General features: G+C 35.0%; 8 protein-coding genes. 4 read left to right on the top strand and 4 right to left on the bottom strand.

Going from position 1 to position 12,383, the window contains the following annotated elements:
* Positions 1–2 precede the first annotated feature (2 nt).
* On the top strand, positions 3–1,337 hold the full coding sequence (locus tag EYY60_RS15700) for an inorganic phosphate transporter (RefSeq protein WP_132990263.1): 1,335 nt from the start codon (positions 3–5) through the stop codon (positions 1,335–1,337).
* Between the two features lie 143 nt (positions 1,338–1,480).
* On the top strand, positions 1,481–2,890 hold the full coding sequence (locus EYY60_RS15705) for an SMI1/KNR4 family protein (protein ID WP_132990264.1): 1,410 nt from the start codon (positions 1,481–1,483) through the stop codon (positions 2,888–2,890).
* A 40-nt stretch (positions 2,891–2,930) separates the two neighbouring features.
* On the opposite strand, the gene EYY60_RS15710 is transcribed toward EYY60_RS15705, so the two are convergent.
* From EYY60_RS15710 to EYY60_RS15720, 3 genes are all read right to left on the bottom strand, one after another.
* The gene (locus tag EYY60_RS15710; RefSeq protein ID WP_132990265.1) at positions 2,931–3,452 is read right to left on the bottom strand and encodes a DUF421 domain-containing protein; all 522 of its coding nucleotides are present in this window, start codon (positions 3,450–3,452) and stop codon (positions 2,931–2,933) included.
* 107 nt (positions 3,453–3,559) lie between these two features.
* The gene (rimK, locus tag EYY60_RS15715; protein ID WP_026729332.1) at positions 3,560–4,927 is read right to left on the bottom strand and encodes a 30S ribosomal protein S6--L-glutamate ligase; all 1,368 of its coding nucleotides are present in this window, start codon (positions 4,925–4,927) and stop codon (positions 3,560–3,562) included.
* A 139-nt stretch (positions 4,928–5,066) separates the two neighbouring features.
* Positions 5,067–7,613, bottom strand: a complete 2,547-nt coding sequence (locus EYY60_RS15720) for an ATP-dependent Clp protease ATP-binding subunit (RefSeq protein ID WP_132990266.1) — start codon at positions 7,611–7,613, stop codon at positions 5,067–5,069.
* A 259-nt stretch (positions 7,614–7,872) separates the two neighbouring features.
* Between EYY60_RS15720 and gyrA the strand changes: the two genes are divergently transcribed.
* Both gyrA and EYY60_RS15730 read left to right on the top strand, forming a co-directional pair.
* On the top strand, positions 7,873–10,515 hold the full coding sequence (gyrA, locus tag EYY60_RS15725) for a DNA gyrase subunit A (RefSeq protein WP_132990267.1): 2,643 nt from the start codon (positions 7,873–7,875) through the stop codon (positions 10,513–10,515).
* A gap of 42 nt (positions 10,516–10,557) precedes the next feature.
* Positions 10,558–11,826 carry a tetratricopeptide repeat protein gene (locus EYY60_RS15730; protein ID WP_132990268.1) on the top strand — a complete coding sequence of 423 codons (1,269 nt, stop codon included), beginning with the start codon at positions 10,558–10,560 and terminating at the stop codon, positions 11,824–11,826.
* Positions 11,827–11,895: 69 nt separating this feature from the next.
* Here EYY60_RS15730 and EYY60_RS15735 read toward each other — a convergent pair whose 3' ends face one another.
* The gene (locus tag EYY60_RS15735; protein ID WP_132990269.1) at positions 11,896–12,315 is read right to left on the bottom strand and encodes an OsmC family protein; all 420 of its coding nucleotides are present in this window, start codon (positions 12,313–12,315) and stop codon (positions 11,896–11,898) included.
* Positions 12,316–12,383 lie beyond the last annotated feature (68 nt).

Genomic DNA, 12,383 nt, shown 5'->3' on the forward strand with positions numbered 1-12,383 from the left:
TTATGACGATACTTATATTAATTATAGTATTAGCTTTAATTTTTGATTACATCAATGGTTTTCATGATGCGGCAAATGCTATAGCGACTGTTGTTGCTACAAAGGTCTTGACGCCTTTTCAGGCCGTTCTTTGGGCAGCATTTTTTAACTTCCTTGCTTATTGGGTTTTCGGATTTGGTGTGGCAGATACTGTTGCTAAAACAGCTCATACCATGGAAATCAATCTAGTAGTGATTCTTGCTGGAGTTATAGCGGCAATCTGTTGGAATTTATTGACTTGGTGGTTAGGAATTCCTTCAAGTTCTTCACATACACTTATTGGAGGTTTTGCGGGAGCAGCGGTTGCGCATGCTATTGCAGTTCACGGATTTTCAGGATATATTGGCGAAGATGGTACTACGCATTATTGGTATCAAATTGTAAGCTGGTATAAAGCGGGGAAAGATGGAGGAATGCCTTCTGGAGTTATTATCATTATTGCTTTTATTGTTTTGGCGCCTTTATTAGGGGCTCTAGCATCATATTTAATATCAATTTGGTTGTTAAATGCTTCTCGTAAAAGTATTTGGCCAAAAATATTTACAGTAGGCTTGATGATTGCAACAATTTGGTTTGTTTATAGCCAAATGGTTCCTTACGACAAGATCGAAAAACCAAGATTTGATTCTCACTTCTGGAGCGTAGCTTTTGATGCTCATAATATTAAATGGTTTTTAGTAGCCTTTATTATATTAACAGTAAGCGGATTTTGTTTGATATTCAGTAGTCTAAATCTGCATCAGGCTGACGCTGCTTTGAAAAAAATGCAATTAATATCTTCTGCGGCATTTAGTTTAGGACACGGAGGAAATGACTCTCAAAAAGTAATGGGTATTATTGCGGCAGCAGTGGCGGTTTATATCAATACAAACCCTGGTGTTCACATGGATTCTTGGTTAGACGTTGTATTGCCAAATGATGATTTGGGAATTAAAGGTGTTATGCCAGGCTGGATTCCGTTAGCATGTTATTCTGCAATTGCGGCGGGAACTTTGAGTGGTGGATGGAAAATTGTAAAAACAATGGGTTCTAAAATCACAAAAGTAAGTTCGTTTGAAGGTGTTGCGGCTGAAACTGCAGGTGCTTTGACGCTTTACTTTACAGAACACTTAAAAATTCCAGTAAGTACAACGCATACCATTACGGGATCTATCATTGGGGTTGGATTAACAAAACGTGTATCTGCCGTTAGATGGGGAGTAACTGTAAGTTTAATTTGGGCTTGGATTTTAACTATTCCTATTTCGGCTATATTAGCAGGTTTGGTTTACTTTATTTTAAGCGTATTTATTTCGTAAAACGATTATGGTAAAATGTACATTGCATTTTCCTTAAATATAAAAAGCCGATTTCAAATTTGAAATCGGCTTTCTTTGTTTTTTGAAATATCTTTTTTAACAATCGAAAAATGATATATTTGATTTCAATTTAAAATCTGTTTATGATAGATCAAAAAACTTTAGAGCAAATAGAAAGAATAAAAATAAAGCTTTTCTGGGCAAAAGAGATTGATAAGGATTTTGAAGTATTTGCTGCAGACAGTCATGAATATTTTGTTGGAGAAACAATAAGTCCAGCTGTTATTTTGCAGTTTGAAAACGAATACTCAGTGTCTCTTCCGGAATGTTATAAAGCATTTTTAATAAATATCGGTAATGGTGGAAAATCCCATCGTAAATCGGCTGCCGGTCCAGGTTATGGAATATTTCCCTTCGGAACAAACCTAGAGGAATTTGTTTATAGTAATCCAGAAAAATTTTTAAAACAAGATTGCATTATCTATCCTGAAATGAGTGATGATTTTTGGAAAGAGCTAAATAAAAAAATTGACGAAGATGTTTCTGATAAGGATTTTGAGAATGAACTTGGGAAAATTTTCGGTGGTATTTTGCCTCTTGGAACAGAAGGATGTACGTACTATTATGGTCTTATTTTAAATGGAGAATTTAAAGGAAGGGTTGTCAATATTGATATAGACAGACGCAAGCCGTTTTTTGCTTTCGAATCTAGTTTTTTGGATTGGTATGAACGCTGGTTGGATGAAATTACAGAAGGAAAGGGAGGTATTGATGCTAATTTATTTAATTATACATTAGGTGGAACTGTGGCTCATATTTTGAATGTGTATGGTGCCGCGGATGATGAAGGTGCTAAATTACAGTGTGTTTTTGCAATCTTAAAAAAGAAAAAGGTAGATTCCCAAACATTAGATATTTTGGAAAAAGAATATGTTACAAGCGAAGGTTTGATTCAGAAAAAATTACTTCAAGTACTTACAAAGTTTGATTATAATCGCGCCTTTCCTTATTTGATCAATTTTGCTGAAAAAGATTTATTGAGTGTTTTTCAATTTATATTTTGGTACGCAAAAGATCGAAGTCTCGATTGGCTTGAATTTATTAAAGCCAATATTGAAAAAATAAATGATAAAGAAATATTTCAATTTTGCACATATTTACTAGTGGAAATGAAATTTGACTACGGATCAATTATTGTTCCTTTAGTGTTAAATGAAAATGAAGAAATAAGAAAACAGGCTTATTACTCACTCGGCCTTTTAGAAAATAAAAGCGATTATCTGGATACTTTTATACTGGGGTTAAAAGATGATTCTTATTGGGTTTTACATGCTGCATTGCAGGCTTTGAACGGAATCAAAGACGAAAAACTCTTAGTTCATTATAAATTGATTGCGGAGAAGTTTCCTAAAGCGGAGGATTTTATTTTGACTAATTTAAATCATAATCTGAAGATTTTTGAATTGTCTACTGGGGAATTAAAATCACTGGATTTGAACCAATATAAAATTCCTCAATCTGACAAAAAGAAATGGTTTCAGTTTTGGAAATAAAAAAGAGCCGTTTTCAAATTGAAATCGGCTCTTTTTTGCATTAGAAATTCTGCATATTCTTGCGATTGTGTTTTCTTTTGAAATGCGTTTGCTTTAGCTTTTTTTCATCTTCAGAAATAATGCTGATGGTTCCGTCGATTTCTAGCATTGCTAGTTTTACATTTTTAAAAAACTCGATGCCGTGTTCTCTCATGGCTTCTTTTAGTTCTTCATCCGAAATATCTAGGCGGCTTAAGGCTTTGAAATCGAGTTTTCCGTCATGAATTAAAACTTCTGGTTTGTCTAGCAATATGTCGCCAAAAAGTTTGTATTTGTGTGTCAGTTTTTTGATTATGTAATTAATGATAAATAAGACCAAAGCGGCGATCAAACCGCCTGTTAAGCTTGTGTCAGGCCCGACCATTGCATTTTGGACCGAGTTGCTGATCAATAAAATTAGAATTACATCGGCTGTGTTTAACTGCGAAAGTTCTTTTTTGCCAAAGATTCTTAGAGCGATCGTCATAAAAAAATAGACAGCTACGCTTCGTATGATTATATCTAAATAAGGGAATTGATTCATTTCTTATTTTTTTTCTTTTAAAGTTAAATAAAAAAGCTTTGCCAAAGTTTTAAACTTTGGCAAAGCTGCTAAAATATTCAGATGTAATTAAGTTTAGATGAACTTAATTAGAGTTTGAAATTTTTCTCAATCGCTTTAATCATTTCTCCAGCAACATCTTTATTTGTTGCGCCTTCAATTCCTTCAAGACCTGGTGAAGAGTTTACTTCAAGCAATAATGGGCCTTTAGAAGATCGAATAATATCTACTCCGGCTACTTTTAAATCCATTGCTTTTGCCGCTTTTATAGCAATCTTTTTTTCTTCAGCAGTTACTTTTATAACAGATGCAGTTCCGCCTAAGTGAATATTAGCTCTAAATTCGCCCGGCATTGCTTCGCGCTGAATTGCTGCGACTACTTTTCCGTCAATCACAAAACAACGAATATCTTTTCCGTTGGCTTCTTTGATGAATTCCTGAACTAGAATATTAGCATTTAAGCTTTTGAAAGCATTAATAACACTTTCTGCAGCTTTTTTGGTTTCGGCTAAAACAACGCCTTTTCCTTGTGTTCCTTCCAATAATTTTACAATCAAAGGTGAACCGCCAACCATTTTGATTAAATTGTCTGTATCAAGCGGAGAATTCGCAAAACCAGTTGTTGGAATATCGATACCGCTATTCAAAAGCAATTGCAGTGAATATAATTTATCTCTTGATTGTGTAATTGCTGTGGCGGAATTCAAAACAAAAACCTTTAAGGCTTCAAATTGACGCGTTAACGCACAGCCATAAAAGGTAATACTTGGTCTGATTCTCGGAATAATTGCGTCAAACTCATTTAGGATTTTTCCGCCTCTGTAATGAATCTCTGGTTTTTTGGCGTCCAATTTCATGTAGCATTCCTTGATATTAAGGAAATGCATTTCGTGTCCGCGCATTTCGCCGGCCTCCATGATTCTTTTATTGCTGTACAATTCTGGATTGCTGGCCAAAAGACCAATTCGCAAGCCTGTTTTTGCTTTTTCTGAATTTTGGTATAATTCTTTTAAAGATTCTGCTGTAGGCTGTCCTAAAAGATATTTTTGTTCAGGATCAACTAAAACTCTTCCGCTCATGGCTTCGCGTCCTAAAAGCATTCTAAATCCCATAGAATCGCGGTTGGTCAAAGTCATTTCGATTGGCCATTTAGCATCTCCAATTTTCAAGCTGGTTTGAATCACATAACGATGTTCTCTAAAACCGCTTGAGCTTTTTACGATTCTTTTATCGACCAATGGAGCTTCACAATGAATGATAGTTTTGATATTATTCTGAATTGGATTAATATCGAATTTCACCCAATTGGCATCATTTTTTATAAAAGGAGCTATGTTTATTGCATGCATTGCCGAAGTTTTGGCGCCAGAATCCACACGAGCTTTAATAGTTGGGATTCCGAGTTCTGGAAATGAGCACCATTCTTCGCTGCCTAAAATGACTTTGTTTTGAAGCATAAGTTGTTTTTATTATAGAATTTAAATTCAAAAATAGCTATTTGCTTTTACTAAAGATAGTGATTTTTAATAAAAAAAATACCCGTTATGTTATGAAAACGTAACGGGTAGGTTATTTCTGTTATATATTTAAACTAATTTACTGATTTGTCGGCTCTTCAGCTTTATGGATTTCAACTGATAATTCTTGTGAATCATCTTTCAAGTCCATCATGATTTCATCGCCAGAATGAATTTTTGAAGTGATGATTTCTTCGGCTAACAAATCTTCAACATACTTCTGAATTGCTCTTTTTAGCGGTCTAGCTCCAAATTGTTTGTCAAAACCTTTTTCGGCAATAAACGCTTTTGCTTTGTCAGTCAAGCTTAATTTGTAGCCTAACTCTGCAATACGAGAATATAGTTTTTTCAATTCGATTTCGATAATCAAATCGATATCAGCTTTTTCTAGTGCGTTGAATACAATTACGTCGTCAATTCTGTTTAAGAATTCAGGAGCAAAAGTTTTCTTCAATGCATTTTCGATAATGCTTTTTGAGTTTTCATCAGCCTGAGCTGTTCTTGCGGCAGTTCCGAATCCAACACCTTGCCCAAAGTCTTTCAATTGGCGAGCACCAACGTTAGATGTCATGATAATAATAGTGTTTTTAAAGTCAATTTTACGACCTAAACTATCTGTCAAATATCCATCATCTAAAACCTGAAGCATCATATTGAATACATCTGGATGCGCTTTTTCGATCTCATCTAAAAGAACTACGCAATATGGTTTTCTACGAACTTTTTCAGTTAATTGTCCACCTTCTTCGTAACCAACGTATCCCGGAGGCGCTCCAACTAAACGAGAGATCGCGAATTTTTCCATGTATTCGCTCATATCAATACGAACTAAAGCATCTTCAGAATCAAATAATTCTTTTGCCAATACTTTTGCCAATTGCGTTTTACCAACACCAGTCTGACCTAAGAAAATGAAAGAACCAATTGGTTTGTTCGGATCTTTAAGTCCGGCTCTGTTACGTTGAATTGAACGTGCAATTTTCAAAACAGCTTCATTTTGACCAATTACTTTATTCTGAATTAATTCAGGCAAATGCGCTAATTTATTGCTTTCTGTTTGTGCAATTCTGTTTACAGGAATCCCGGTCATCATAGAAACAACATCGGCTACATTATCTTCTGTAACTTCAATTCTGTTGTTTTTAGAATCTTCTTCCCATTGTTCTTGAGCTAAAGCAAGATCTTTTTCGATGCGTTTTTCATCATCGCGAAGTTTGGCAGCTTCTTCGTATTTTTGTTTTTTAACTACCATATTCTTCATTTCGCGCACTTCTTCCAATTGACGTTCTAAATCCAAAATTTGTTTTGGAACATCAATATTGGTAATATGAACACGTGATCCAGCTTCATCCATTGCATCAATAGCTTTGTCTGGTAAGAAACGCTCAGACATGTATCTGTTTGTTAATTTTACACAAGCTTCAATTGCTTCTGGAGTATAAGTTACATTGTGGTGATCTTCGTATTTGTCTTTTACATTGTTCAAAATAGCGATTGTTTCTTCAACAGAAGTTGGTTCCACAATTACTTTTTGGAAACGTCTTTCCAAGGCGCCGTCTTTTTCAATATATTGTCTGTACTCATCAAGAGTAGTAGCACCAATACATTGAATTTCGCCTCTTGCTAAAGCAGGTTTGAACATGTTTGAAGCATCAAGCGAACCTGTTGCTCCTCCAGCGCCTACAATAGTATGGATTTCATCAATGAAAAGAATAATGTCGTCATTTTTCTCAAGCTCGTTCATTACGGCTTTCATTCTTTCCTCAAATTGTCCTCTATATTTTGTTCCGGCAACTAAACTTGCTAGATCAAGAGTTACTACACGTTTGTGGAAAAGAATACGAGATACTTTCTTTTGGATAATGCGTAGAGCCAGTCCTTCTGCAATAGCAGATTTACCAACTCCAGGTTCTCCAATAAGAAGCGGGTTGTTCTTTTTTCTTCGGCTTAAAATTTGAGAAACGCGTTCAATTTCTTTTTCGCGTCCTACGACAGGATCTAATTTTCCTTCCTCGGCCATTTCTGTTAAATCTCTCCCAAAATTATCTAACACCGGAGTTTTAGATTTTTTGTTTGACTTATTGGCGGGATTATTAAAACTGCTTTCTTTTAGACTGTCATCTTGTCCTGAATCGTCATTGTATGACTCATTTCTTGGCAAGTTTTCTAAGAATTCTTCTTCGTTTGGCGTCATGTTTAGATATTGTTCTTTAGCTATGTCATAATCTATTTTTAGCTTATTCAATAGCTTGGTTGTTGGATCGTTTTCGTTTCGTAAGATGCACAAAAGCAGGTGTGCCGTGCTAATCGACGAGCTTTGAAATACTTTTGCTTCAAGAAATGTTGTCTTAAGGGCTCTTTCGGCCTGACGTGTTAGGTGAAGGTTTTTCTTTTCAGTGTTTATCTCAATGCTGTGATTGGCCGGACTGAGTATTTCTACTTTCCTGCGTAAATGATCTAAATCGACTGCTAGGTTATTAAGTATATGAATAGCTTTTCCGTTACCATCTCTTAAAATGCCTAGCATTAGATGTTCAGTACCAATAAAGTCGTGCCCTAGGCGGAGAGCTTCTTCCTTACTGTATGTAATAACATCTTTTACCCTTGGTGAAAAATTATCATCCATAATATATTAATTCGTAATGTAAATTTAATTATTTACTGGTTGAAAAACAAAAATCATACCTAGCGATATCTACTGTCAGCTAATTGACAAAAAAAATAACAATAAAAGCGTTAAAAAACGCTTAATTTATTAACTAAAAGCGAAAATAAAGTTGTTAATAAATCATTGAAATAAGTGTAAGGAAATAGCTGAAAAAATTTCAAAAAAACGTATCTTGGCACGCTTTGAAACTAATATAATTATTTAAACATAACAACTTATGTCTGAAGGAGAAAAGTTAATTCCTATTAACATTGAGGATGAAATGAAATCAGCTTACATCGATTATTCGATGTCAGTAATTGTATCGAGAGCACTTCCGGATGTTAGAGATGGCTTAAAACCAGTGCACCGAAGAGTTCTTTACGGAATGTATGATTTAGGTGTAACTTCAAGATCTGCCCACAAAAAATCTGCAAGAATCGTAGGAGAGGTTCTGGGTAAGTATCACCCACACGGAGATACTTCAGTTTATGATGCGATGGTTCGTATGGCTCAGGAGTGGAGTATGCGATATTTATTAGTTGATGGTCAGGGTAACTTTGGTTCTGTAGATGGGGATAGTCCTGCAGCTATGCGTTATACTGAGGCCAGAATGCGCAAGATTTCGGAAGAAATTATGGCAGATATCGAAAAAGAAACAGTTGATTTTCAATTAAACTTTGACGATACTATATATGAACCAAAAGTAATGCCGACAAGAGTTCCTACTTTATTAGTAAACGGAGCGACTGGTATTGCAGTTGGTATGGCAACGAATATGCCACCACACAATTTAACTGAAGTTATCAATGGTACATTAGCATACCTTGATAATAATGATATTGAAGTTGATGAGTTAATGTCTCACATTAAAGCTCCGGATTTTCCAACAGGAGGTATTATTTATGGGTACGAAGGTGTTCGTGAAGCTTTCAAAACGGGTAGAGGACGTATTGTAATGCGTGCGAAAGTTGGATTTGAAGAAGTTGACGGAAGAGAATGCATCATCGTTACTGAAATTCCATATCAAGTTAACAAAGCCGAAATGATTAAACGTACGGCTGATTTGGTTAACGATAAAAAAATTGAAGGTATTGCCAATATCCGTGACGAGTCGGATAGAAGCGGTATGCGTATCGTTTATATCTTGAAACGTGATGCTACGCCAAACGTAGTTTTGAATACCTTATATAAATACACTCAATTACAATCTTCTTTTAGTGTAAACAACATTGCATTAGTAAAAGGACGTCCTCAATTATTGAATCTAAAAGATATGATTCATTATTTTATTGAGCACCGTCACGATGTAGTTGTTAGAAGAACACAATTCGAATTACGCAAAGCGGAAGAAAGAGCACATATTTTAGAAGGATTAATTATTGCTTCAGATAATATCGACGAAGTAATTGCGTTAATTAGAGGTTCTAAAAACACAGATGAAGCAAGAGAGAAGTTAATCGAAAGATTTAAACTTTCTGATATTCAGGCTCGTGCTATTGTTGAGATGCGTTTGCGTCAATTGACAGGTCTGGAGCAAGATAAATTAAGAGCTGAGTTTGAAGAATTAATGAAGTTGATCGAGCATTTGAAAGCTTTATTAGCAGATGTTAATTTAAGAATTGATTTGATCAAAGAAGAATTGACTGAAATCCGTGATAAATACGGTGATGAGCGTCGTTCTCAAATTGAATATTCTGGAGGAGATGTAAGTATTGAAGATTTAATTGCTGACGAAAATGTTGTAATTACAATTTCGCACGCTGGTTATATCAAACGTACCAACTTGACAGAATACAAAACTCAGAATAGAGGAGGAGTTGGCCAAAAAAGTGCTGGAACAAGAGATCAGGATTTCTTGGAACACATGTTCGTTGCGACAAACCACCAATATATGATGTTCTTTACGCAAAAAGGAAAATGTTTCTGGATGCGTGTGTACGAAATTCCAGAAGGAAGCAAAACAGCAAAAGGTAGAGCAATCCAGAACTTGGTGAATATTGAAAGTGATGATAAAGTAAAAGCTTTCATTTGTACACAAGACTTAAAAGATAAAGATTACATCAATACACATAACCTTGTAATGGTAACAAAACAAGGACAGGTTAAGAAAACTTCTTTAGAGAAATATTCTAAGCCTCGTGTAAACGGTGTTGCTGCAATTACAATTAAAGAAGGAGATGAACTGATTGGAGCGCAATTGACTAACGGTGAAAGCCAAATCATTATGGCAGTTAAGTCTGGTAAATTAGTTCGTTTTGAAGAGACTAAAACACGTCCGATGGGAAGAACAGCTTCTGGTGTTCGCGGAATTACTTTAAAAGATGATGCTGATGAAGTAATCGGAATGGTAACTGTTGATAAAAATGATATAGCTGAATCTCAAATCTTGGTTGTTACTGAAAATGGATACGGAAAACGTACCAAATTGGTTGACGAAGATGGAGAAGATGTTTATAGAATTACAAACCGTGGTGGTAAAGGAGTTAAAACACTTAATATCACTGAGAAAACAGGAAAATTAATCTCTATCAATGCTGTAACTGATTCTGACGATTTAATGATTATCAATAAATCAGGATTGACAATCAGAATGGCTATTGAGGATCTACGTGTTATGGGACGTGCAACTCAAGGTGTTAGATTGATCAACTTGAAAGGAAAAGATTCTATCGCTGCGGTTACGAAAGTAATGAAAGATGACGCCGAAGAAGTTGTTGTTGATGAAGATGGAAATGTAGTGGAGTCTGCAATCGAAAGAGTGAAGCCAGATCTTGATGAAGTTCTTGAAGATGACGGAACTGCTGACGACGACGATGATGACGCTGATGATGTAGTTGAGGACGAAGAAGAATCTGATGAGGAGGAATCAGAAGAATAGTAAAAAAAGAAAAATTAAAATTAAATACACAAATTGAATATTATGAAAAGTAAATATGTAATACTTGCTTCAGCATTATTGATTTCAGTAGCTACTTTTGCTCAGAAGGACCAAATCAAAAGTGCTGAAAAAGCGCTAAAAAGCGGTGATGCTCAAGGAGCAATTGCAATATTGAAAGATGCAGAGAACTTAGTAACAAACGCTAAAGATGTTGAGCAAGCGCAATACTATTTTGTTAAAGGAAATGCTTATTTGGATTTAGCAAACAAAAAAGTAGATGAAAGCAAAAACTTGACTGCTGCTGCTGAAAGCTACAAAACATTAATTGATGTTGAAAAAACTTCTGGTAAACAAAAGTATTCAACTCAAGCTGCTGCTTCAATTACTGAAATCAAAGGAAAATTAATCAATTCGGCTATTGCTGATTCTCAAGCGAATAAGCATAAGGAAAGTGCGCAAAAATTGTATGACGCTTATCAATTAGATAAGAATGATACAATTAATTTATACTATGCAGCTTCAACAGCTGTAAATGCGCAGGATTATGATACTGCTTTGCCAATGTATGAAGAGTTGAAAAAATTAAACTATTCTGGAAAAGGAACTCAGTATACTGCTGTAAACAAAATTTCTGGAAGCGAAGATGGGTTTGCTAATGCAAAAGACAGAGATTTAGCTGTGAAATTAGGAACTCATGAAAAGCCTAAAACAGAAGCTATTCCTTCTAAAAGAGGTGAGATCTACAAAAATTTAGCTTTGATTTTAGTTCAAAAAGGAAGAACTGAAGACGCTAAAAAAGCAATTGCTGATGCAAGAAAAACAAACCCAGATGATACTTCTTTGATTCTTACTGAAGCTAACTTATACTTGGAAACTAAAGATTTTGATACATACAAAAAATTAGTTAACGAAGCTTTGGAAAAAGATCCAAACAATGCTGACTTGATTTTTAACTTGGGAGTTATCAGTGCTGGAGCAAAAAATACTGCTGACGCAGAGAAATATTACACGAAAGCAATTGAAATCAAACCTGATTATGTAAATGCTTATATCAATATTGCAGCTCTAAAATTAGAGGCTGAAAAACCTATCATTGACGAAATGAATAAATTAGGTACATCAGCTAAAGATATGAAGCGTTATGATGTGTTAAAAGCGCAAAGAGAAAGTGTTTTCAAAAGCGTGATTCCTTATCTTAAAAAAGCTAATGAATTAGATCCTCAAAATGATGATGTTAAGAAAACATTGTTGGGGGTTTATAGTGCTCTTGAAATGACAGCTGAAGCTAAAGCGTTGAAGGCTAAAGGATAATAAGAAATAGAATTCATAAAAAAACCATTCACTATTGTGAATGGTTTTTTTTATGTCTTAAAGTTTTAATTAACTTTCTAAAGTTGCATTCAGCGTTATGGTTGTATTTAAAAGTTTAGAGATTGGACAAATCTCTTTTGCTTTTGCTGCTGTCGCATTAAATTCTTCAGCTGAAATTGAAGGAACTTTTCCTTTTAATTCTAAATGGATTAATGTTATTGTTCCGTCTTCAAAAGTTACTGTAGCTTCGGTCGTTAAATCATCTGCTGTAAAACCTGCTTCATTCAGCAAAAAGCTCAATTGCATTGTAAAACAGCCCGAATGCGCGGCCGCAACAAGTTCTTCCGGGTTTGTTCCTACGCCATCTGCGAATCTGGTTTTAAATGATAATTGTGCATTATCTAAAGTTGTGCTTTGTGTGCTTATTGTTCCTTTGCCTTCCATGCCGGTTCCTTTCCAGTTAGCATGTGCTTTTCTTGTAAATTTCATATTAGAGTTATTTTTTGATTAATAAATGTGGTTAAGATATTGATTATCAATTGTGATGACAATACCAA

The sequence above is a fragment of the Flavobacterium zhairuonense genome (assembly GCF_004352915.1).
Classification (GTDB): Bacteria; Bacteroidota; Bacteroidia; order Flavobacteriales; family Flavobacteriaceae; genus Flavobacterium; species Flavobacterium zhairuonense.